The organism is Vibrio sp. T11.5 (genome assembly GCF_027587155.1).
Taxonomy (GTDB): Bacteria; Pseudomonadota; Gammaproteobacteria; order Enterobacterales; family Vibrionaceae; genus Vibrio; species Vibrio neptunius.
This window is the reverse complement of the sequence record NZ_JAPPTP010000002.1, coordinates 157,178-180,807: the sequence shown is the minus strand read 5'-3', so window position 1 is coordinate 180,807 and position 23,630 is coordinate 157,178. Positions and strand designations below refer to the sequence as shown.

Genomic DNA, 23,630 nt, shown 5'->3' with positions numbered 1-23,630 from the left:
AGATGCTAGTTTTGATCTTGTTCGTCGAGGAAGTCCTGAAATTCTTCTTCGTAAATATTAAACAGCACCATAGTGATGGCGAAAATCAAAGGGCCGTAGATAAGTCCAATCAAGCCAAAGAGGTGAAGACCGCCTAATAGAGAGAAAAAAATCATCAAGGTATTCATCCCAGCACTGCCTTGCATAAGAAGCGGTCTTAGCAGGTTATCTATCGAGCCGACAATGGCAACACTCCAAATAGTTAGGAAGATTGCCCAAGTAGTTTCTCCGGTTAGGAAAAGATAAGCGGCAGCTGGAATCCAGATAAGTGCAGTGCCGACGACTGGGATAAAGGAAGCAAAACCCATCATGGTGCCCCAAAATAAGCCAGGAAAACCAGCGAGCCACATACCAAGACCACCCGCAAAGCCCTGAGCGATTGCGGTTAGGAATGACCCCATAACGGCGGATTTAGATACTTGTTCAACTTCATCCAGTAGTTTGTCCTCTTGACTGCGAGACAGCGGTAGAATGTGACGAATCGCGGCAATGATTTTGTCATGGTCTCGAAGCAAAAAAAACAAAACAAACAACATCAGGAAAAAGTTGAGTAGGAAGTTAGTGGCATCGCCTAGGATTTTTGCACTGATACCGACTAAGTTCGAACCAAATGATGTGGCGAACTGAGCCACTTTCTGACCGATTTCCTGAGGTTGAATCTCATCAAAAGGTAAGTAGGTATTGATGATTGACAAGCCTTTTACCACCCAAGGATGTTCAAACAAAGCCTGGATGCCGCCATGCGTTACCCATTGATACACATTCTGTGAAAAGGCGGAGCCCTGCTGAACAATCGCGGCAAAAACGAATAGTAGAGGGAGTACTATGATAACGGTAAGCAAGGTGCAAGAGAGTAGCGATGCGAGATTTCTGTAGTTCGGCATTCTGTTTTCAATCCACTCATGGATGGGAAACATCAGTAGAGAGATGATAAATGCCATCACAATTGAGTTGATATAAGGTTCAACTAACAGGAAACAGGCAAAGCCAGCAGCAAGTAAGGAAATAATCAACACCCAATGGCTGGAAGTTATTTTTAGTTTTTCTGACACGTTTGTTGTCCAATTATTCATCGCGATAGCAGTATAATGGCTGTAAAACATTGAGTCTTCAATGCAATATCAAAATGTTATCAGCGTAGGATGAAATTATGGGCTGTTGTAATGATGATAAATCCTGTTGTGGGGGGATTAAGCCGAAGCGAAAAATTCCTTGGTTCGCACTGATTCTTTTTCTTCTGGTAGTTTTAGTGGTATTTAACTGGCGATAAAAAAGGCTGCATGCGCAGCCTTTTTTATTATCATGTTGAATTACGCTTCTTTGGCTAGAATAGCAAAACAGCGATCTGCTGCTTCTAATGTCGCTTCAATCTCTTTGCTGCCATGTGCCAACGAGGTAAAGCTGGCTTCAAAAGCCGACGGCGCTAGATAAACGCCATGCTCTAGCATTAGGTGGAAGAAGCGTTTAAAGCGTTCGATGTCGCATTTGGTGACGTCTTCATAGCAGTTTATTTCTTCCTGTTCCGTAAAGAAGAAACCAAACATGCCACCGACTTGATTCACGACCATTGGAATGCCGTGTTGCTCGGCAAGAGATTTAAAACCATCGGCTAATTGTTTGGTCTTTGAGGCTAGGCGTTTCTCGTTACCTTCTTCTTTCAATAAGCTTAAACAAGCGTAACCTGCTGCCATTGCTACTGGGTTGCCAGACAGCGTACCGGCCTGATAAACCGGACCTGTTGGTGCAATGTATTGCATTACGTCTTTACGGCCACCAAAAGCTCCCACAGGCATACCACCACCGATGACTTTACCTAGGGTAGTGATATCTGGCTTGATATTGTAATAGCCTTGAGCACCACCTAAAGCGACGCGGAAACCAGTCATGACTTCATCAAAGATAAGCAGTGCACCTTCTTCATCACAGATTTGACGTAAGCCTTCGTGGAACCCTGCGACTGGTGGGATACAGTTCATGTTGCCCGCGACGGGTTCAACGATAATACAAGCGATTTCGCCTTTGTTGGCTGCGAACAGTTCGCGAACAGAATCTAAATCATTAAATGTCGCGGTTAGCGTGTGCTTTGCGAAATCGGCAGGAACACCTGGAGAGCTTGGTTGACCAAGTGTCAGTGCACCAGACCCCGCTTTTACAAGCAAACTGTCTGCATGACCGTGGTAGCAGCCTTCAAACTTGATAATTTTGTCTCTGTTGGTAAAGCCGCGTGCGAGGCGAATAGCACTCATGGTCGCTTCTGTACCTGAGCTGACCATTCTGACTTGTTCCATTGATGGTACGAGCTCAGAGACCAGTTCTGCCATTTGGATTTCCAATTCCGTTGGCGCACCAAAGCTAAGACCGCGTTGCGCTGCTTCAATCACTGCTTCGCGAATGACCGCGTGGTTGTGACCAAGGATCATCGGACCCCAAGAGCCAACATAATCAATATACGCTTTACCATCAGCATCGAAAATCAACGGGCCATCTGCACGTTCTACAAAAATAGGTGAGCCGCCAACGCCATTGAAAGCACGTACTGGAGAGTTAACGCCACCAGGAATAGTCTGTTGTGCTTTTTCGTAAAGCTCTGCTGATTTGGTCATGGATATATCCTCTTTTGATTGCTCGGACCAATTTGGCTGGCATTGTACCCGCCGATTCCTATTCAAGAAAACGCTTTGCGCCACATTATGGGCAGTTTTCCATCAAGAAAGAGGAGTTTTTATGAAAAAAATCGACGAAAGGTGGTGAATACTTGAACGGATAACTCAGGTATTAGATAATGGACCGATTATAGAAAGATGATTTATCCAAAACTGTGTGCAGTGATTTGGATTTACATGAGTGAGAGAGGTCATCGTGAGCGAACTAAATATCCCACTAACATTTTCAGATGCAGCGGCACAACGTGTCGGCGCGCTAATCGCTGAAGAAGAAAATCCAAACCTGAAGTTGCGTGTTTACATTACGGGTGGGGGCTGCAGCGGCTTTCAGTATGGCTTCACATTCGATGAGAGTGTCAATGACGGCGATACCACGATTGTAAATAGCGGCGTCACGCTTGTGGTTGACCCAATGAGCTTACAGTATCTTGTTGGTGGTCAAGTAGATTATACCGAGGGGTTGGAAGGTTCACGTTTCTTTGTTAGTAACCCTAATGCGACAACAACTTGTGGCTGTGGCGCTTCATTCAGTGTCTAAATCAAAAGCTTTATCTGAAGAGCCGCGCTAAGTCGCGGCTTTTTTCTGCCAAATATCTATGCAACTCGGCCAGAACTGAGACCTCGGCTAAATTACTGTCCGACTGTATTTTATTTTTTATTGGTTAATTTATATCCTGAGCTTATAAGCGTTGGTGCTTTTACTCAGCAAAGGATTGTTATGGGCAGATTTTCACTATTCCGTTTTCTCGCGGTCAGACCCTACATTGTTTCACTCGTTATTATTCTCATTTTATCAATTTGGCTTGGCCTTGGTACACTCAAAGCGGACGGTGGTCAGCCTGAGCATCAACAAGAGGTTGTGCCATTGGCGAAAGTGGCCTTTCAGACCTTTACTGCTCAAAGTACCCATAAATCTATCGACTTATACGGCAGAACCGCACCAGAAAAACAGGCCAAGCTCGGCGCAGAGATCGCGGGTAAAATCGTTGAGTTAAAAGTACGTAAGGGATATAGCGTCAAGCAGGGGCAAACCATTGCTTTGATTGATAAAGGGGATTTGGAGATCCAGCTTGAGCGTGCTAAGGCCATGCTCAAAGTGCGTGAGAAAGAATACAAGGCGGCTCAGTCACTTAAGGATAAAGGATTACAAGGTGAGGTGGCTTTCAGCAATGCGCAGGCAGCCTTAGTTGAAGCCAAAGCAATGGTCAGTAATGCCAAGATTGCTCTGAGAAACACCGCGGTCACTGCACCATTTAGCGGTATTGTCGACAGTTTAGATATCGAACTCGGCGATTTTGTTGGCGTTGGTGATCCGGTCGCGAGTTTGATTGACCTTAGTCAGATAGTGATTGAAGCCGATGTGAGCGAACGGCATATCCAAGACCTCACGCTAAACCAGCCTGCGTCAGTCAGTTTTATTGGTGGCGAAAAAGTCGAGGGTAAGGTTCGTTATATTTCTCGGATTTCTTCAGCTTCAACCAATACTTTTCCGATCGAAATTATTCTGCCTAATCCACAGCAAAAAATCCCTGCAGGGATCAGTGCCGAAGTGGAACTCAATCTTAAGCAGCAATTGGCGGTGAAGGTGACTCCTGCAATGTTGGCCTTGGATGAATCTGGCAACTTAGGGGTTAAAACGCTTGTCGATGAACGAGTGCACTTTATTCCGATTCAGCTAGTAAAAGCAGAGCAGGACGGCGTGTGGCTGACAGGCTTGGGTGAGCAGGTCAGTATTATCACCACCGGGCAAGGTTTTGTACGAGACGGCGATCAAGTGATCGCTGTCGAGCAGCAATAGTAAGGAGTCATTATGTACGCCTTAATTGATGCGGCTTTATCTCGTACCCGTACCATGTTGGTGCTATTGGTTTTCGTTTTGATAGCTGGTGTTATGACTTACCTGACGGTACCGAAAGAATCCAGCCCAGATATCACCATTCCAATCATTTATGTATCCGTGGGGCATCAGGGGATTTCACCTACCGATGCTGAACGCCTCTTGGTTCGCCCAATCGAGCAAGAGTTGCGCTCGATTGAAGGGGTCAAGGAGATGACCTCAACCGCTTCCGAAGGGCATGCTTCCGTGCAGTTGGAGTTCAGTGTCGGTGTGGATCTGAATAAAGCCATGGCGGATGTGCGAGAAGCTGTGGACTTAGCGAAGCCCAAATTACCGGAAGACAGTGATGAGCCGACGGTCAATGAGGTAACGTTCGCTTCAGAAGAGCCGGCTTTGACGGTGGTTTTGTATGGTACGGTGCCCGAGCGCACCATAGTGCAAATAGCCCGTCAACTCCGAGATAAGCTGGAGAGTTTCCGTCAGATCTTAGAAGTCGATATCGCTGGTGATAGGGAAGACATTGTCGAGATCATTGTTGACCCTTTATTAATGGAAAGCTACGGATTAGACCAAGCGGATATCTATAATCTGATTGCCCTCAATAACCGAGTCGTGGCGGCAGGTTTCGTTGACACTGGTTATGGTCGTTTCTCCGTCAAAGTTCCATCCGTATTTGATTCGTTGAAAGATGTTCTAGAGTTGCCAGTTAAGGTAGACGGCAAACAAGTGATCACTTTCGGTGATGTCGCAACGGTTCGCAGAGCGTTTCGCGATCCTGAAAGTTACGCGCGTCTTGATGGCGAATCTGCAATTGTTTTGGATGTTAAAAAACGAGCGGGCGAAAACATTATTGAGACTGTAGCTTTGATCAAGCAGGTGATGGAGGAAGGTCAAAAGCGCGCCGACTGGCCGAATAATTTGCAAGTGAAATACACTTGGGATCAGTCGAAAGACGTCAAAATGATGCTCAATGATCTACAAAACAATATTCTGTCAGCGATCATTCTGGTTGTTGTGGTGATCATCGCTATCTTGGGTGTCCGAACGGCACTATTGGTGGGTATTTCCATTCCCGGCTCGTTTCTCACAGGGTTATTGGTTCTTTCTGTGTTTGGTTTGACGGTCAATATTGTGGTGCTGTTCTCGTTGATCATGGCGGTCGGTATGCTGGTGGATGGGGCGATTGTTGTGACGGAGTTTGCTGATCGTCGAATGCAAGAAGGAGCAGCTCGCCGAGATGCGTATCGGGATGCCGCTAAACGTATGGCATGGCCTATTACAGCGTCGACCGCAACAACCTTAGCAGCATTTGCTCCGTTATTATTTTGGCCAGACATTACAGGCGAGTTTATGAAATACCTGCCTTTAACACTGATTGCTACATTGGCAGCATCATTGGCGATGGCATTGTTGTTTGTCCCTGTACTAGGTGGTTTGATTGGCAAGCCACAGCATGTCACTAAACAGCAACGTGAGAAAATGGTTGCTCTGCATGATGGCGACTTTTCCAAGGCCACTGGGCTTACTAAACTCTACCTTGAAACACTTAACATCGCTTTACGCCATCCACTAAAGATTCTGTTAAGCGCGATTTTACTTGCTGTGGGAGTCGGCTTTACCTATGCCAAAGCGGGCTTAGGTGCAGAGTTTTTCCCTGAAGTAGACCCGCCATTCTTTACTGTTAAAGTACGTTCTTATGGCGATCTGTCGATCAATGAAAAAGACGTCATCATGCGTGATATCGAATCTGTCATGCTAGGTCATGACGAATTTGAAAGCGTTTATACCAAAACGGGTGGCGACGATGAAATCGGACAGATTCAGATCACGCCTGTGGATTGGCAGTACCGTCGTAAAGTGAAAACCATTATTGATGAACTAAAGCAAACGACCGACCAATACGCTGGAGTAGAAATCGAGTACAAGTTTCCAGATGCAGGGCCGCCTGTGGAGCATGATCTGGTTATCGAAATGTCGACGCGTACCCCAGGAGAGCTAGATCGTGCTGCTAAAATGGTTCGCCACTGGGCCGATTCGTCCCCTGCTTTTACCAATATTAGTGATACATCGAGTAAAGAAGGCATCGACTGGCAGATAGACATTCGTCGTGATGATGCCTCCCGTTTTCTCGCTGATGCGACATTGGTAGGCAATACAGTTCAGTTTGTCACTAATGGCCTCAAACTTGGGGACTACTTACCAGACGATGCCACTGAAGAGGTCGATATTCTGGTGCGTTACCCAGAGGATAAGCGAGATATTGGCCGTTTCGATCAGCTTAAAGTCAAAACCGCCGCAGGTATGGTCCCTATCACCAATTTTGCCAGCATTGTTCCTGATCACAAACAGGACACGATCCGGCGTATAGACGGACATAGAGTGATCAATATTTTTGCCGACATGAAAGAGGGCTACAACTTAGCGTTGGAGCTGCCCAACATTGAACAAGCGCTTACTGGCCTGAACTTACCTAACGGGGTAGAGTTTAAAATTCGTGGTCAGAATGAAGAACAGGAAAACTCCTCCGCTTTTTTACAGAAGGCATTTTTGATCGCTTTAGTAGTGATGGCGTTAATCTTGATCACTCAGTTTAATAGCTTCTATCAGGCATTTTTAATCCTCAGTGCTGTGCTGTTCTCCACCGTGGGCGTTTTTGTTGGCTTACTTATCTTCCAAAAGCCATTTGGCGTTATCATGTCAGGGATTGGGGTTATTGCTTTGGCGGGGATTGTGGTGAATAACAACATCGTTTTGATTGATACCTACAATCAACTTCTCAAGCGCGGTATGGATAAGCGAGATGCGATTTTAAGGACAGGGATGCAGCGTTTGCGTCCAGTTCTGCTAACCACAGTGACGACAATTCTAGGTCTTCTACCTATGGTATTGGAGATGAATATCGACTTGATTAATCAGAAAGTTGAGTTCGGTGCGCCAAGCACTCAGTGGTGGTCGCAATTGGCAACTGCCGTTGCTGGAGGGCTAGCGTTTGCAACGGTATTAACTTTGGTGTTGACGCCATGCTTGTTGATGTTGGGTCGGCAGCACAAGGTTGAATAAAACGCGAATATCATTGTAGAAGATTAAAAAAGCCCGCAGTAGCGGGCTTTTTCTTAAAACAGTTTAACGAGTCGCGAGCAGTTCACCGTAGCGATCAAGTTTTTCTAGCCTTAACTTGGCGTTGGCGATAAAGGTGGCTTTATCTTTACCAGTTAATGACTTAGATTGCGGAAGTTTAACGGTTCTTGGGTTCTTGTGAACACCATTGACTAGGAACTCATAATGCAGGTGAGGGCCAGTCACTCGTCCTGTTCCGCCTAAAGTACCAATAGTTTGACCTTGTTTGACACGCTGACCGGTTTTCACCATTCGCTTAGTTAAGTGCAAGTACTTGGTGATGTAAGTATTGCTGTGTTTGATGAATACGTAATTACCATTGAACTGGTTGTAGCTGGATTTTTGCACGATACCATCACCAGCGGCCCAAATTGGTGTTCCTACAGGGGCTGCGTAATCTGTTCCTCTGTGTGCACGTACTTTTCCTGTCACTGGGTGGCGACGGCGAGGATTAAAGTTGGAAGAAACACGACGGAAATCCAGTGGCGAACGCAAGAAGGCTTTCTTCATCGCACGACCATTTTCATCGTAGTAGTTGCCATTCTTATCATTGATAATCGCTTTGAAGGTGTCGCCTTGGTTGGTAAAAATTGCTGCGATAATCTTACCACGTCCAACTACTTCTCCCTCTACCACGCGTTCCTGATACAGGATCTCAAAATGATCGCCCTTACGGATGTCGAGCGCGAAATCAATGTCCCAGCCAAAAATACCCGCCAACTCCATAATCTGATTGGCAGTGAGGCCTGCACCAACCCCCGCGTTCCAAAAATTGGACGTGATGTCTGCTTCTGCATAGTTGTATTGGTAAGAGACTTCTTTTTTGTTGAGTTGCGAAGTAAATCCAGTCTCAGAGCGGGTAATTAAAAAGGTTTCGTAAGCATTGAGCTGACGCTTTATCTGGACCAGTTGATTATCTGTGTCGAAACCGAACTGAAATGAGTCGCCAGGACGGACTCGTGTCAGCTGCTGCTTAATTTCTTTGCTGGTTGTGGTCAGATTATACAGTAGGCGGGAGGAGAGACCAGCTCGTTGAAAAAGCAGAGCCATGCTGTCACCAGAACCTATGGTGTGTTTCTCCCAGCGCAGTGAGGCCGCTGTGTTTTCTGAATCAGAAGACATCAACGCCTCAGCATCGATTGCGATAGGGTAGTGTTCACCAACCTCATAAAGCTTCTCATCCGGTCTGAGATCTTGAGGTGATGGCAGAAAAAGTGCGATGACAATCAGTGCACTAAATAAGGTGATACAGGCTCGGTGCATCCATGGAAGTCGAGCAAAAATAGACAACATTTATGTTCGTTCTAAAAAATTCAGTAAAAATAGCTAGCTGTTTAGTCTAACTGGTTTCAAAAAGCATCGCTATTCAAGTAAGATGGGAAATTACCAAATTTTTGCCAAATCTGTGGGAGTGAACAAGAATGGCGAGCATTGAAGCTGCACTGGCCGAGATTAAACGCGGCGTTGAAGAGCTAATTCCAGAAGAAGAGCTGATTGAAAAGCTGAAAGAGAATCGTCCTCTACGTATTAAGTTGGGTGCCGATCCAACCGCTCCAGACATTCACCTGGGTCACACGGTTATTTTCAATAAGCTACGCTTGTTCCAAGAGCTTGGCCATGAAGTGACGTTTCTTATCGGTGATTTCACCGCCATGGTCGGTGACCCAACGGGTAAAAACAGTACTCGCCCACCACTGAGCCGTGAAGATGTACTTCGAAATGCTGAAACTTACAAGGAACAGGTGTTTAAGATCCTTGATCCTGCGAAAACTAAGATTCAGTTCAACTCGGAATGGCTATCTGAACTAGGCGCAGAAGGAATGATCCGTCTTGCAGCGAACCAAACGGTTGCTCGCATGCTTGAACGTGATGACTTTAAAAAGCGTTACGCAGGCGGTCAGCCAATCGCTATCCATGAGTTTATGTACCCATTGCTGCAAGGTTGGGACTCCGTTGCGATGGAAACTGACGTTGAGCTAGGTGGTACCGATCAGAAGTTTAACCTGCTGATGGGCCGTGAGTTGCAAAAAGCGAATGGTCAGAAGCCACAGGCGGTACTAATGATGCCACTGCTTGTTGGTTTGGACGGCGAGAAGAAAATGTCGAAGTCTGCTAACAACTACATCGGTATCAGCGAAGCACCAAGTGAAATGTTCGGTAAGATCATGTCAATCTCAGACGATTTGATGTGGAGTTACTACGAACTGCTGTCGTTCCGTCCTTTGGAAGAAATCGAACAGTTTAAAGCAAGTATTGCTGAAGGTAAGAACCCACGTGACATTAAAGTCTTGTTAGCAAAAGAGATCATTGCTCGCTTCCATAGCGAAGCGGATGCAGACTCAGCCGAGCAAGAGTTCGTGAATCGTTTTGCTAAGAATCAAATTCCAGATGAAATGCCAGAGTTTGAATTTGATGCAGGCCTTCCGGTTAGCAACCTTCTGAAAGAAGCTGGCCTATGTGCGTCGACCTCTGAAGCGATGCGTATGGTCAAGCAAGGTGCTGCGAAGATTGATAGTGAGAAAGTCGCCGATTCTAAGTTTGTGCCGCAAGCAGGTACGTACGTATTCCAAGTTGGTAAACGTAAATTTGCTCGTATTACTATTAAGTAAGCGTCTGCTGAAAATCGATAACAAAAAGCGCCTCAATGGCGCTTTTTTAATACGAGAAATTTGGTTAATAGTCTGAGATTTTTTCATTAAATTGGCTGTAAAAAAGCCTGCGCTTTGTTATCATGCTCGCGCTGCCAAACTGGCAGTTCATTCGGAGATTTTTATGAACAATACCGACCATCCTCCTAGTATGAAGGGAGAAAAATAAACCGCTTCGGTATTGGCGATCTTCGTCTCTGCCTTAGTGGCAGAGTGTCTCTTTTCTTGAGTAATCTCAGATTTTTCTCCTTCCTATCTAGTATTCAGTTACAGACTCATACTCAGTATGCGTTTGGCTTGTTGTGCTTGCTGTAACTGGATGGTCGTTACCTACTGCCAATCGGGAGATTCGCCATGACGGTAATGAGCAATACATACATTGAAAACACCCTAAATTTCTCTTCGGAAGAAATTGGGGCAGCTCGCAATGCATTTCTGCAATACGAGCAACAACAGCAGGTTCACTTGTTGACTGTGATGCCTATTGAAGAAGCGGTAGCTATCTTGCACCACTGTTCAGTTGGCTATGTCCAGCAGTTGATTTCTGTGCTTGAAAATGAAGGCCATGACAAGCTCGCGCGCCATTACGCGCACCAATTAGGCCTGATTCATTCAGAGGTGGAAACATCCAACAGTTACCTTAGTACATCAGTATTGGGGCACGTGAAACAGCGCATTGGCTGGATCATTGCCTTGGCGTTGTTGGGTATTGTTTCTGGGTTAATCATTGCCCAGTATGAGGACACCTTGAGTCAACTGGTGTTGTTGGCGGTTTATATGCCCGTTATTGCTGCAGCTGGCGGCAACACGGGTTCTCAAGCGGCGACTTTGGTGATAAGAGCTTTAGCGACAGGGGAGCTGAAAAAGCGCCAGTGGTTAGCGGTGTTCTGGAAAGAAAGTCGTGTCGCACTGTGTTTGGCTTTGGCTATCGCGCTGGTCATTGTTGGCAGGGTCATGCTGTTTAGTGATGGCGCATCAACGGGGGGCTTTGAACTCATCAATATCGCACTGGCGATTGCTGTCGCACTGTTTATTCAGGTAACGATGTCGACAACCTTAGGCGGTTTGTTACCGATTCTCGCTCGGGCGTTCAAACTGGACCCAGCTGTATTGGTGAGCCCAGTGTTAGCTTCGATTGTCGATATATCCGGTATGTGGATTTACTTCACCGTTGTGAATCACTTTCTAGGCATTGCCTGACTGAATTTTACGATGTCTTGATAGAACAAAGTTTCAAATTGTGTAATAGGAGCGATGGTCGGTTTACCATCGCTCTTTTTCTTTGGTGGCAAATAATCTGCCACATACTGTACGAACAAGGTGGTTGGCTTTCCCGATCCATCTAGCCCAAAACCAGCCATATTATTACTGCCGTAAAGTGAACCACTTTTAGCGATTAGTGCTCCTTTTATTGGGTCTTTACGCATACTTCGGCGATATTTTAGCGTGCCAGATTCACCCGACTTGGGCATCAAATCAATCATCTTCAATGTGCTGTCATTGAGCCAGATGTAGCGTAAGATTTTAGACATCGCCTGACTGGTAAAACGGTTGTTTCTTGATAAACCAGAACCGTCGGCCATTGGGGTAGCCTCTAAGTTTATTCCGGTGTTGGAAAAAATAATCTGCTTAATAGCTTTAGTACCATTGCTGAAGCTGCCGGGTTGGATATAAAACTTGGCCCCCAGTGTTTTAGTGAGATTATCGGCGATCAGGTTATCCGATTTTTTCAGCATGGTTTCAAGTAACTTTGTGAGTGGTAAGGAACTATGAGTGGCGAGAAGGACCTTGCTAGTTGAGTGATCTGGTCGCCCAATACGTACCGTTCCTGAGAAAGGCAGATTTAATTGGTTTAACACGCTGTTTAACATTCGCTGAGTGTAAAGCTCAGGATCTTGTACCGCGAATTTGAGTGGCAGGGGTTTGCTCCGCTCGGTTAAACAACCTTGAAGCTGATAATGGTTATCTGGAGAGGAGATCAGCTCCAAATCACACTGAGTACTTTCTTGCTGGTCTTTGCTGACACTTGATGCCTGGGTAGTGACGTAGACAGGAAAGTGCTCCGGTACGTAAACGCGAGTGTTGCCATCATCTTGGGTATAAATAGAAGCTTGGACACAGTTACCGTCAAGTGAAATGGCAGTTGCAGGTGCGCTATAACAAACGCCTAGAATATCCCATGGCCAGCCGACAGCGCGGTCGTATCCAGTAAACGCGCTGTTATCTAACCAGATGTCGCCTTTAATCTCGCTAAGTCCATGTCTCTTCGCGACGACAAACAACTGCTTTAAATCTTCGGTTGTCAGAGTAGGGTCGCCAGAAAAGTGGATGATGATGTCTTTATCGGTTTGCTCAAGTTGGGTTTCGAAGCGAAAGTTATCACCTAGCTCAAGCTTTGCTGCTAGGGCCGTGACGAGCTTGAGTGTGCTCGCTGGAGGAAAGTACTGATCACTATTGTGAGTATCAAGTAAGGAATTTTGCTGGTCGAGTGATTCAACAAGCAGAGCTGCTCGACTGCCATTGGGTAATTGGCCCACGGGCGCATAGGCAAAAGCTGAGAGAGAAAACAGAGATATAAAAAACAACAGAAACAGTTTGGAAAGCTGCATAGCAAAGCGCCGTGAGATCGAAAGACAAGAAAGCAGTATAGCCAGTAAAAAAAACGCCCGCTAGCAGCGGGCGTTTAGATATCATGACGTTAAATCACAAATTAGAAGTCGTAACGTAGACCTAGAGCGATTTCGTCTTCTGAGTCAATCTTGCTAGCTGTGCCGTTTGACGCTGCTACCGAACCGATCTTATCGCCTTCACTGATTAGGTTAAAGTTGTAAGAAACATAGCCACGGAAGTTAGGCTTGAAGTAGTAAGTTGCATCAATTGCTACGTTGTCAGCAGAAGTCTCTTTGTTAGTTTCTGCGTTGTTGTATGTCGTCGAGAAAACAGTCTGACCCATAGTGTAGGCTGCTGCTAGTTCGTAACCTGTGTAGTCAACAGTGCTCTTTGAGTTAGAAAGTTGCTTTTCACCGTCTGTGTAAATACCAGCAAAGTAAAGGTCATTGATTGAGTATGACGCAGTACCCATGTACTCGTTAGCTTCGTCTTGAGCAGCGTAACCAGCACCTACCTTCACACCACTTTCGCCGAAAGCGTAGATAGCTGATAGAGAGTAGCCGTCAGCATCGTTGTCTGTGTATGAACCCGTAGTTGCATCTTCTGTACGGTCAGCAAAACGGTAGCTTGCTTTCAGTCCGAGGTCAGCAAATTGGCCTTTGTAAGAGATCATGTTGTCTGAACGATCAGCTACAGCTAGCTTGTCTGCTGCTGAGTTACCATGGTAAGCCATGATATCAGTAAAGTCTGTTAGTACGCCTAGGGCACCTTCGTTTTTACCATAAGTGACTTCACCAAACTGACCACCCAGACCACCGTATAGGTAACGGTTTGTTAGAGTGTCTGTGCTGCTATCTGTTGCGCCACCATTTTCATTTGTAGTGAACTCACCTTCGTAGAAACCAATACCGTATAGGCTGTCGTTGATCTGAGCTGTACCTAGGAAGTTCAGGCGCACACGAGAGTTGTCTTGAGCTTTACCATCTTTTAGAGAAAGGCGAGCTTCTGCGCGGCCTCCCATTTCGATAGTGTTGCCGTCTTGGCTGTAGATTTCCGCCGCGTTTGCGCCAGTTGCCACTGCTGCTGCAGAAACTGCTAGAGCGATCAGAGTTTTGTTCATCTTATAAGTCCTAATTTACTGTCCATAAATAGTTTTTTGAGAAACAGCATAACGTTTGCTGCACCTTTCTCTTTCTTCCGTTCTATGGATTCGAGTGATCATTGATAAGAAATACAACACACATGGAATGCCATAGAGTATTTGGTGAGCCCTGTTGTACCGCCAAAGTTCCTCGATGAGTTAGTAAAATGATATAAATTGGAATAATGAACACTGTTTTATTTTATGTAAAAAATAATCAAGTATTTGTTTTGTATTGTTTTTATTTCAGTTTTTTTCGTTTGTTTACATTTTTGTTATTTAGTTTTTTTTATTCCTCGGAGCAACTATAAAAAAACGTTTTCAGGGAATTTAGTTGACTGAACTATCATAAATGGGACGGAAAAATGATGAGTATTGAATTCAGATGATTTAGTCGCTAACTTTGTTTACACTAAAGGAAAATGATTCGTTCACTCACTACCTAATCCATAGGATTAGGTAGTTTTGTTTTGTCCAAAGGTAGCTTTGGCAATGAGGTAAACAATGGAAAAAGTCCCAATGACAGTGCGTGGCGAACAAAAGCTGCGTGAAGAATTAGACCGACTACTGAAGCTTCGCCCACAGATTTCCGAAGCTATAGCAGAAGCTCGAGAGCTAGGTGACCTGAAAGAAAACGCAGAATACCACGCGGCACGCGAAGAGCAGGGTATCTGTGAAGCACAGATCCGCGATATTGAATATAAACTTTCAGTAGCGCAGGTCATTGATGTTACTAAGATGGATAACTCAGGCAAGGTTATCTTTGGCTCGACAGTCACCTTGATTGACTGCGATACGGAAGCAGAGAAAACATACCAGATTGTGGGTGACGATGAAGCAGACATTAAAGCTGGTCGAATTTCGGTAAGCTCACCAATTGCTCGTGGCTTGATTGGTAAGATGGAAGGTGATGAAGTTGTGATTTCTACACCAGGTGGTGATCGCGATTTTGAAATTGATAGCGTTGAGTATGTTTAACACTCTCTGCTTGATAAAAACCAAAAAGGTCGCTGAATGCGACCTTTTTTATACCAAGAAAAGCGAAACCAGTATCACTTACGTGGCAATTCGATTTTGCGATCTTCAGTCTGACGATACAGAACCAGCGTTTTGCCGATAACTTGTACTTTCTCTGCGCCTGTTTCACGGATGATAGCGTCTACAATCAGGTTTTTCGTTTCACGATCTTCAGAAGCGATTTTTACTTTAATCAACTCATGGTGATCTAGAGCGATTTCGATTTCCGCTAGAACAGCTTCGGTTAGTCCATTCGCGCCCATAAGCACAACAGGTTTTAGACTGTGCGCTAGGCCTTTTAGATGCTGTTTTTGTTTGGTGCTTAGGTTCATTACGCGGCCAATTTTCTTTACTATAAGGGTTGAAAAATACCATTTTAACGCCATCTATCCTTGAAGACTATAATTTATTGGGCAAGATGGTCCCTCTATTAGTTAGGAATCGAATGAGTAAACAGAAACATTCGGCTAGTTCTGGCCGTTGGTTGAAAGAACATTTTGACGATAAATTCGCAAACGAAGCTCGTAAAAAGGGCTACCGTTCTCGAGCCTATTTCAAAATGGAAGAGATTCAAAACAAAGACAAAATACTCAAATCTGGGATGACCGTCGTTGATTTAGGTGCTGCCCCAGGTGGTTGGTCCCAATATGCTGCTAAGATAGTAGGGGATGAAGGTAAAATCATCGCGTGTGATTTACTGCCAATGGACCCTATCGCTGGAGTGAGCTTTCTGCAGGGTGACTTCCGTGAAGATGCGGTTTTAGAAGCGTTACTCGACAGAATTCAACCTTCAATGGTTAATGTAGTTATGTCTGACATGGCACCAAATATTGCTGGGAACAATTCGGTTGATCAGCCGCGAGCAATGTATTTGGTCGAATTAGCTTTAGATATGTGTCGACAAGTTCTTGCGCCCAATGGTAGCTTTGTTGTCAAAGTCTTTCAGGGCGAGGGCTTCGATCAATACGTTAAAGATGTTCGTGACATGTTTAAAGTCGTGAAAATCCGTAAACCCGATTCTTCAAGGGCTCGCTCCCGAGAAGTATTTATTGTAGCCACTGGTTACAAAGGTTAACTATTTGCTTGATCGAGCAACAGTTAACAATGTAGCTACAGTCATCAAACTGTAGTACCCTACCTTTAATTACAATTAGTTATCGCGAGGCTGACACCTTGAGTGACATGGCAAAAAATTTAATTCTGTGGCTTGTGATCGCCGTAGTCTTGATGTCGGTTTTCCAGAGCTTTGGTCCTGGAGAAAACAACGGCAGAGCGGTTGATTACACCACTTTTGTACAGGAAGTTGGCCAAGGCCAGGTTCAGGAAGCAACATTTAAAGGCGAGGAGATTACCTTCACTCGTCGTGGCGGTGGCTCGCGTTATGTTACTTACATGCCGGTCTATGACCAGAAACTGCTGGATGACCTGATTAATCAGAATGTTAAAGTACAAGGTACGCCGCCAGAAGAGCAGAGCTTACTGAGTACCATTTTCATTTCTTGGTTCCCAATGATCTTACTGATTGGTGTATGGATTTTCTTCATGCGTCAAATGCAAGGCGGTGGCGGTAAAGGCGCAATGTCTTTTGGTAAGAGTAAAGCTCGAATGATGAGTGAGGAACAAATCAAGACAACTTTTGCTGATGTTGCAGGCTGTGACGAAGCAAAAGAAGATGTCAAAGAGTTGGTTGATTTCCTTCGTGATCCGAGCCGATTCCAAAAACTTGGTGGTAAGATCCCAACGGGTGTGCTTATGGTTGGCCCTCCGGGTACGGGTAAAACGCTTCTCGCCAAAGCGATAGCTGGTGAAGCGAAAGTTCCGTTCTTTACTATTTCAGGTTCAGACTTTGTTGAGATGTTCGTTGGTGTTGGTGCATCACGTGTACGTGACATGTTCGAGCAAGCTAAAAAAGCTGCGCCTTGTATCATCTTTATTGATGAGATTGATGCAGTAGGCCGTCAGCGTGGTGCGGGTGTTGGTGGTGGACACGATGAGCGTGAGCAGACTCTTAACCAAATGCTGGTTGAGATGGATGGCTTCGAAGGTAACGAAGGCATCATTGTTATCGCAGCTACCAACCGTCCAGATGTTCTTGACCCTGCGCTGCTTCGCCCTGGTCGCTTTGACCGCCAAGTAGTGGTAGGTCTGCCAGATGTCCGTGGTCGTGAGCAGATCCTGAAAGTCCATATGCGTAAAGTTCCGCGTGCAGATGATGTCGATGCATCCGTATTGGCGCGCGGTACACCGGGTTATTCTGGTGCAGATCTTGCCAACCTCGTTAATGAAGCCGCGTTGTTTGCTGCGCGTGGAAATAAGCGCAATGTCTCCATGGTTGAGTTTGAAAAAGCGAAAGACAAAATCAACATGGGTGCAGAACGCAAATCTATGGTTATGTCTGAAGAGATTAAAGAATCGACGGCATATCATGAAGCGGGCCACGCTATTGTTGGTTACCTGTCACCAGAACATGATCCTGTCCACAAGGTGACAATTATCCCACGCGGACGCGCTCTTGGTGTAACCTTTTTCCTCCCAGAAGAAGATGCAATTAGCTACAGCCGTCAATTCCTAGAGAGCAAAATTGCAACTCTATACGGTGGACGTATTGCTGAAGACTTGATCTATGGCGCTGATAAAGTCTCTACTGGTGCATCAAATGATATCAAGGTAGCGACAAATCTGGCACGCAACATGGTTACTCAATGGGGATACTCAGAAAAACTTGGGCCTCTTCTGTATGCCGAGGAAGAAGGCGAAGTATTCTTGGGGCGCAGTGTGACTCAGACTAAGCATGTTTCTGATGATACTGCCAAACTAATAGACTCAGAAATCCGAGCCATTATTGATCGCAACTACGATCGTGCACTGAAGCTGATTCAAGATAACATGGATATCATGCATGCCATGAAAGATGCGTTGATGAAGTATGAAACGATCGATGCGGGCCAGATTGAAGATCTAATGCAGCGTAAGGCAGAGATCCGTGAACCAGCAGGTTGGGGTGACAGCGTTAGCAATAAACCAGACGCAAAGGCTGACGACAAATCTGAAGGTAAAACAGAAGCGACTGAAGTGAAAGCTGATGAACCAACGCCTTCACAAGATTCGGCTTCAGCTGAAACGACTGAGAAGAAAGATTCAGAATAATTGTTATGATTAAGAGAAACCCCGAGGCAACTCGGGGTTTTTGTGTTTATGATCTTGAAAGCCAATAATAAAACTCTCGATTTATCTCAACCACAAGTGATGGGCATTCTGAATGTCACCCCTGATTCTTTCTCTGATGGTGGAAAGTTTAGGGCACTGGAAGATGCGCTTGCTCAAGCTCAACGTATGATCGATTCAGGTGTGACCATTATTGATGTTGGTGGTGAATCGACTCGTCCAGGCGCGCCTGATGTTACGTTAGAAGAAGAACTTCAACGTACCATTCCCGTTATTAAAGAAATTCGTGCTCAATCTGATGTATGGATCTCTATCGATACCAGTAAAGCCGAAGTGATGCGGCAAGCGGCAAGTGTTGGTGCTGATATCATTAATGATGTCCGTGCATTGCAAGAACCTGGAGCATTAGAAGTTGCCGCCGCTAGTGGTTTGCCTATTTGTCTTATGCATATGCAGGGACAACCTCGCACAATGCAAGCTCACCCACATTATGAAGATCTAATTCAAGAAGTGGGTGAATTTCTTCAAGAACGTGTTGCTGCATGTGAAGCGGTAGGGATTTCTCGTGAAAAACTGATCTTAGATCCTGGCTTTGGCTTTGGTAAAACGCTTGAACACAACTACCATATGCTGTCTCACCTAGAAGAATTCCATCAATTTGGCCTGCCAATTCTTGCAGGGATGTCGCGAAAATCTATGATCTTCAAACTCCTCAATAAAGCCCCAGCAGAGTGTGTGTCTGCTAGTGTCGCATGCGCTACAATCGCCGCTATGAAAGGAGCACAAATCATACGTGTGCACGATTTTGAGCAAACGTTGGATGCGATAAGAATTGTTTCGATGACCAACGCGAATTATTGATCAGAATAGAAAGATAAAAGGAACAACCATGTCTAATAAAAGGCGTTACTTCGGTACAGATGGTGTACGTGGAAAAGTGGGTCAGTACCCGATCACACCGGATTTTGTACTCAAGCTTGGATGGGCCGCAGGAAGAGTCCTCGCAAAACAGGGTACAAAGAAAGTCATTATTGGTAAAGATACCCGAATCTCGGGTTACATGTTGGAGTCTGCTCTCGAAGCAGGCCTTGCTGCTGCGGGTTTAAAAGCGACATTTACGGGCCCAATGCCAACACCAGCAGTGGCATACCTGACTCAAACGTTTCGGGCTGAAGCAGGTATTGTTATTTCAGCTTCTCACAACCCTTATTACGACAACGGTATTAAATTCTTCTCTTCAGAGGGCACTAAGCTCCCCGATGATATTGAGTTAGCGATTGAAGCTGAGCTTGATAAAGACATTGAATGTGTCGAGTCCTCATTGTTAGGTAAAGCAAGTCGCCTTGATGACGCTGCTGGACGTTACATTGAGTTTTGTAAAAGCACATACCCTTCAGAACTTAGTCTCGCTGGATTGAAAATTGTAGTGGATTGTGCCAACGGTGCGACTTACCATATTGCGCCGGCTGTGTTTAGTGAGTTAGGCGCAGACGTTATTGCTATGGGTATTGAGCCGAATGGTACCAACATAAACTACGAAGTGGGTGCAACCGATGTCAAAGCCCTGCAGCAGAGAGTAGTACAGGAGCAGGCCCATCTTGGTTTAGCTTTCGATGGTGATGGTGACCGCATAATCATGGTTGATCATCTTGGGAATAAGGTTGATGGTGACCAGATTGCTTACATCATTGCTCGTGATGCCATGCGTCGTGGTGAGTTGAAAGGCGGTGTTGTTGGAACCCTGATGACGAATTTAGGTATGGAAAATGGCCTCAAGCAATTAGGTATTCCCTTCGTTCGTGCGGCGGTAGGTGATCGTTATGTAATGGAGCAGCTGCTTGAAAAAGGCTGGAAGATCGGGGCGGAAAATTCAGGCCACGTGATCTTACTTGATAAAGTGACCACTGGCGATGCGATTGTGGCTGCATTGCAAGTATTGGCCTCCGTAGTCGGTAGTGATATGTCTTTGCATGAGCTTTCTCAAGGCATGACTCTTTATCCTCAAGTACTGGAAAATGTTCGTTTTTCTGGTGACTCTAATCCACTAGAAGCTGCAGCTGTAAAAGCTTCAGTCGCGGCTGTTGAAGCCGAACTCGGGGACAAAGGTCGAGTGCTGTTACGTAAATCAGGCACTGAACCTCTTATCCGCGTTATGGTGGAAGGAGAAGATGCAGAGTTAGTGAAATCATCAGCATTAAAAATTGCAGACGCAGTGAAAGCTAGCTTCTAAGGCTTTTCACTTCGTTTAGTCATATAATAGCGGTGCCAGCTTGTGATAGCATGGCACCGTTTTTCATTCTAGCGATTTGCCAATTATGTCGACTCGAGAGCTTACGTATATACATGAAATGGGGATACAAGCCTATGAACTGGTCCATCCAGATAGGTTGCATGGCTATAGTGTTGAAGGCATTACTTTGTCTGAAGACTGTAAAATCCTCTTGGTTTCACCTCAACAACCTTCGGGTTCGACTGCGATACTGTTTGAGAACATTATAAAAACAATGAACTTGAAGTTGGAACATGCTCTCTATTTGGCCCCTGAACACTTGAGTCTACTTACACCCACTCAGGTCGAATGGATCTGGTTCGCAGGCTGTGAGGTGCAAAGGGATCTTGGCCAGAAAACTCTTCATTCCCCAAATCTGAGTGAGATTGATGGCAATCAACAACATAAACGCGCGCTTTGGCAGCAGATTCAAACTTTGAAATAAAATGAAGTTACTTCCTTTAGCTGAAACTCACCTAGAATCGGTGTACTCAATAGAAATTCAAGCCCATACGCACCCTTGGACAGAAACAATGATTCGCGATGTGACAAGCAGAGGGGCGTGTCATCATGTGCTCATCGATGATGATAAGGTTGTCGGGTATTTTTATGCTCAGAACATAATCGGTGAAGTCACCCTGCTCAATATTGCTGTGGATCCGACTCTGCAAGGTAAAGGATATGGCAACCAGCTTATCGAATCGTTTTTAGCCTTGTGTGAGCAAAGAAACGCGGAAAGTGCCTGGTTAGAGGTTAGGGAAAGCAATACTCGTGCTGCTCACTTATACGAGTCAGCGGGGTTCAATGAAGTCGATCGGCGTCGTAACTACTATCCGACTTCTGAAGGAAAAGAAGACGCCATCATCATGAGTTACATCTTCTTGTAAACTACTTTTGAACTGCTTTGATGATGGGGGAGCCTTCAACGGGGTAGAAATTTGCTTCAAATCGAGAAATTAACTCGGATGCTGGTAGAGGTTTGTCGAACAGATAGCCCTGAAACTGGTCACAACCGAGTTGCTTTAGCGTATTGAGTTCGTTAGCGTCTTCTACGCCTTCAGCTATCACTTCTAGGTTCAATCTCTGAGCTGTCATAATGATAGTATCTACGATAGCTTGATCACTCTCATCCAAATGCAATTGAGTTACAAAAGAGCGATCTATTTTTAACACATCAGCGGCAAGATGTTTTAAGTATCTGAGCGAAGAATAGCCCGTACCAAAGTCGTCGATCGAAATTTTGAGGTTGTATTGCTTTAGTTCGCTCATTTTCTGTATCGCACTCTCAACGTTTTCAAGTAACAGGTTCTCAGTAATCTCCAATTCTATATGCTCGCCATCAATATCAGCTTGGGCAAGCACATCATGTATATGCTCGACAAAGCTGTTCTGTGAAAATTGTAATGGGCTGATGTTGATGGCAAGGCGACGGAAAGTATCAGGCAGCACCCCTTGTTTACGCCAACGCGAGTATTGGTAGCACGCTTGTTCAATAATCCAATTACCAATTTGTAAGATCTGTCCGGTTTCTTCGGCAATTGGCATAAATACGCCGGGAGGCAAAACGCCTTTTTCAGGATGGTTCCAACGAATCAAGGCTTCAACACCGACAATCTGTTGTTCTCCATTTACCTGAGGTTGATAGTAGAGCTCTAACTGTCCTTTGTTGAGTGCTTCATGAAGCCCTTTCTCTATCTCTAAAAATGATTCGACCTGAGCCTGCATTTCTGGTTCATAGAACATGTACTTATTTCTACCAGCCACTTTAGCTCGATAGAGGGCGGTGTCAGCCTGACGCAATACATCTATATTAGTGCTGTTGACCGAGGGGAACACAGAAATACCGACACTCGTCGTGCAGTAAAGTAAGTGATCGTCGATCGAGTAAGGGTTTGAGATCAATGCTAAAAGCTGTTGAGCAGTTTCATGGGCTTTGTCAGTCGATATCGATGGCATTAAGATAGCGAACTCGTCTCCTCCGATACGTGCGGCTGTATAATCTTCGACCAACCATGCCTCCATGCGTTTCGAGATCGCTTTGATAAGGTGGTCACCAATGGTGTGGCCTAATGAATCGTTAATTGTTTTAAAGCGATCTAAATCGAGATAGAAAAGTACACCAGATGTATTGGTCTTGTTGGCATTATCGATCGCTTCTTCGAGCATTTGCAGCAACAAACTACGGTTGGCTAATCCCGTGAGTGAATCGTAATAAGCTAATTGATTCAGTTTTGCTTCTGCCGCTTCTCTGTCTTTCCATAAATTATGGAAGGTTTTCGCCAAGTGTCCGAGTTCATCATCTCGATACAGATTCGGCATTGGAACTTCGGCTTTTTTATCTTGCAGTGAGCGAACCCAGTCAATCAACGTCACCAGTGGCTTCGAGAGCTTTTGGTAGAAGAACAACAATAAGATGGTCGTCAGCAAGATATTCCGGAACAGGTCAAACAGCAGTATTTGACTGGTTTTAGCGATAAAGTCCTTGGCGATATTGGCGCCATTGACCGAGAAACTCAGTGTCCCGACGACAACATGCGAATTAGGTTGATGTAACTCGGTTTTATAGACTGGGGTTGTCGGTGTTAGATAGCGTGAAAGTGCCTCTGTAAACGAGCTTTCAAGTGACACACCTCTTTCTCTTTCGGTCAAGGTATCGCCAAAGTCGTCAACAATCGAAACCTGATAAATAGCACCATCCATCATCAAGCTTGATGCCACCTGTTCCGCTAGGAGCTGATTCAAGTGATAGGCAGCTTGACTTGCGTTGGAGTAGTTCTGCAGTAGCTTAAATTGGTAGTGTTCTTCAATCCGCTTTTGTTCCTGATGAAGATCCACCAAAATTTGATACAAGCTGAATATAATTCCTAGTATCACGGATACGAGAAAAACAGTCTTCGCTTGTCTAAATGCTAATGAGTTAATTTTTTTGCTCGCAGGCATAATTTTCTATGGTTCCCTCTACTCCTTTAGTTATAGCCCAATTTTATTGATATTTTAATTTGTATCTTGTTTGGATGTGATTTATCGAGGTTTTATATGCCTCTGTTGCTCCAAAGCGCAATATAAGCGAGAATACCGCGCAATATCGAATCCATCAGCTAGGTGATATGTCATGACGATTCGT

The 23,630-nt window shown here is 45.1% G+C and carries 19 protein-coding genes; 12 read left to right on the top strand and 7 right to left on the bottom strand.

What is annotated here, in order from left to right; all coding sequences use genetic code 11:
* Nucleotides 1-5: 5 nt before the first annotated feature.
* Complete coding sequence (locus tag OH455_RS04015) at nucleotides 6-1,091, bottom strand: AI-2E family transporter (protein WP_269980497.1); 1,086 nt, start codon at nucleotides 1,089-1,091, stop codon at nucleotides 6-8.
* A 258-nt stretch (nucleotides 1,092-1,349) separates the two neighbouring features.
* Nucleotides 1,350-2,642 carry a glutamate-1-semialdehyde 2,1-aminomutase gene (hemL, locus tag OH455_RS04010; protein ID WP_269980427.1) on the bottom strand — a complete coding sequence of 431 codons (1,293 nt, stop codon included), beginning with the start codon at nucleotides 2,640-2,642 and terminating at the stop codon, nucleotides 1,350-1,352.
* Nucleotides 2,643-2,898: 256 nt separating this feature from the next.
* Here hemL and erpA point away from each other — a divergent pair, with 256 nt between their 5' ends.
* The 3 genes from erpA (at nucleotide 2,899) to OH455_RS03995 (ending at nucleotide 7,599) form a co-directional block, all read left to right on the top strand.
* A complete protein-coding gene (erpA, locus tag OH455_RS04005) occupies nucleotides 2,899-3,240 on the top strand; it encodes an iron-sulfur cluster insertion protein ErpA (RefSeq protein ID WP_045976227.1) in 342 nt (113 codons plus the stop codon).
* A gap of 180 nt (nucleotides 3,241-3,420) precedes the next feature.
* Entirely contained in the window at nucleotides 3,421-4,500 is a 1,080-nt protein-coding gene (locus OH455_RS04000; RefSeq protein ID WP_269980426.1) for an efflux RND transporter periplasmic adaptor subunit, read from the top strand.
* Nucleotides 4,501-4,512: 12 nt separating this feature from the next.
* Nucleotides 4,513-7,599, top strand: coding sequence for an efflux RND transporter permease subunit (locus OH455_RS03995; RefSeq protein WP_269980425.1), 3,087 nt, complete (start codon nucleotides 4,513-4,515; stop codon nucleotides 7,597-7,599).
* A 63-nt stretch (nucleotides 7,600-7,662) separates the two neighbouring features.
* Here the strand turns inward: OH455_RS03995 and OH455_RS03990 are convergent, their stop codons facing one another.
* On the bottom strand, nucleotides 7,663-8,949 hold the full coding sequence (locus OH455_RS03990; protein WP_269980424.1) for a peptidoglycan DD-metalloendopeptidase family protein: 1,287 nt from the start codon (nucleotides 8,947-8,949) through the stop codon (nucleotides 7,663-7,665).
* Between the two features lie 128 nt (nucleotides 8,950-9,077).
* Between OH455_RS03990 and tyrS the strand changes: the two genes are divergently transcribed.
* A complete protein-coding gene (gene tyrS / locus OH455_RS03985) occupies nucleotides 9,078-10,265 on the top strand; it encodes a tyrosine--tRNA ligase (RefSeq protein ID WP_269980423.1) in 1,188 nt (395 codons plus the stop codon).
* 393 nt (nucleotides 10,266-10,658) lie between these two features.
* Nucleotides 10,659-11,504: a magnesium transporter gene (locus tag OH455_RS03980; protein WP_269980422.1), complete on the top strand. Its 846-nt coding sequence runs from the start codon at nucleotides 10,659-10,661 to the stop codon at nucleotides 11,502-11,504.
* Here OH455_RS03980 and dacB read toward each other — a convergent pair.
* Nucleotides 11,483-12,913, bottom strand: coding sequence for a serine-type D-Ala-D-Ala carboxypeptidase (dacB, locus tag OH455_RS03975; protein ID WP_269980421.1), 1,431 nt, complete (start codon nucleotides 12,911-12,913; stop codon nucleotides 11,483-11,485). The two genes, OH455_RS03980 and dacB, sit on opposite strands and share 22 nt — an antisense overlap.
* 101 nt (nucleotides 12,914-13,014) lie before the next feature.
* Nucleotides 13,015-14,034 (bottom strand): porin, encoded by a 1,020-nt coding sequence (locus tag OH455_RS03970; RefSeq protein ID WP_269980420.1) that lies wholly within the window; start codon nucleotides 14,032-14,034, stop codon nucleotides 13,015-13,017.
* A gap of 525 nt (nucleotides 14,035-14,559) precedes the next feature.
* On the opposite strand from OH455_RS03970, the gene greA reads away from it, so the two are divergent.
* Nucleotides 14,560-15,033 (top strand): transcription elongation factor GreA, encoded by a 474-nt coding sequence (gene greA / locus OH455_RS03965; protein ID WP_045976219.1) that lies wholly within the window; start codon nucleotides 14,560-14,562, stop codon nucleotides 15,031-15,033.
* 74 nt (nucleotides 15,034-15,107) lie between these two features.
* On the opposite strand, the gene yhbY is transcribed toward greA, so the two are convergent.
* Nucleotides 15,108-15,404 (bottom strand): ribosome assembly RNA-binding protein YhbY, encoded by a 297-nt coding sequence (gene yhbY / locus OH455_RS03960; protein ID WP_269980419.1) that lies wholly within the window; start codon nucleotides 15,402-15,404, stop codon nucleotides 15,108-15,110.
* A 113-nt stretch (nucleotides 15,405-15,517) separates the two neighbouring features.
* Here yhbY and rlmE point away from each other — a divergent pair, with 113 nt between their 5' ends.
* From rlmE to rimI, 6 genes are all read left to right on the top strand, one after another.
* Nucleotides 15,518-16,147, top strand: a complete 630-nt coding sequence (rlmE, locus tag OH455_RS03955) for a 23S rRNA (uridine(2552)-2'-O)-methyltransferase RlmE (protein WP_045976218.1) — start codon at nucleotides 15,518-15,520, stop codon at nucleotides 16,145-16,147.
* A 107-nt stretch (nucleotides 16,148-16,254) separates the two neighbouring features.
* On the top strand, nucleotides 16,255-18,219 hold the full coding sequence (ftsH, locus tag OH455_RS03950; protein ID WP_269980418.1) for an ATP-dependent zinc metalloprotease FtsH: 1,965 nt from the start codon (nucleotides 16,255-16,257) through the stop codon (nucleotides 18,217-18,219).
* A gap of 48 nt (nucleotides 18,220-18,267) precedes the next feature.
* The gene (gene folP / locus OH455_RS03945) at nucleotides 18,268-19,098 is read left to right on the top strand and encodes a dihydropteroate synthase (protein WP_269980496.1); all 831 of its coding nucleotides are present in this window, start codon (nucleotides 18,268-18,270) and stop codon (nucleotides 19,096-19,098) included.
* Nucleotides 19,099-19,126: 28 nt separating this feature from the next.
* Nucleotides 19,127-20,467, top strand: a complete 1,341-nt coding sequence (glmM, locus tag OH455_RS03940; RefSeq protein ID WP_045976215.1) for a phosphoglucosamine mutase — start codon at nucleotides 19,127-19,129, stop codon at nucleotides 20,465-20,467.
* A gap of 85 nt (nucleotides 20,468-20,552) precedes the next feature.
* Complete coding sequence (locus OH455_RS03935; RefSeq protein ID WP_269980417.1) at nucleotides 20,553-20,951, top strand: DNA polymerase III subunit psi; 399 nt, start codon at nucleotides 20,553-20,555, stop codon at nucleotides 20,949-20,951.
* Nucleotide 20,952: 1 nt separating this feature from the next.
* Nucleotides 20,953-21,393: a ribosomal protein S18-alanine N-acetyltransferase gene (rimI, locus tag OH455_RS03930; RefSeq protein ID WP_269980416.1), complete on the top strand. Its 441-nt coding sequence runs from the start codon at nucleotides 20,953-20,955 to the stop codon at nucleotides 21,391-21,393.
* A 1-nt stretch (nucleotide 21,394) separates the two neighbouring features.
* Here the strand turns inward: rimI and OH455_RS03925 are convergent, their stop codons facing one another.
* Nucleotides 21,395-23,446, bottom strand: coding sequence for a putative bifunctional diguanylate cyclase/phosphodiesterase (locus OH455_RS03925; RefSeq protein ID WP_045976212.1), 2,052 nt, complete (start codon nucleotides 23,444-23,446; stop codon nucleotides 21,395-21,397).
* Nucleotides 23,447-23,630 lie beyond the last annotated feature (184 nt).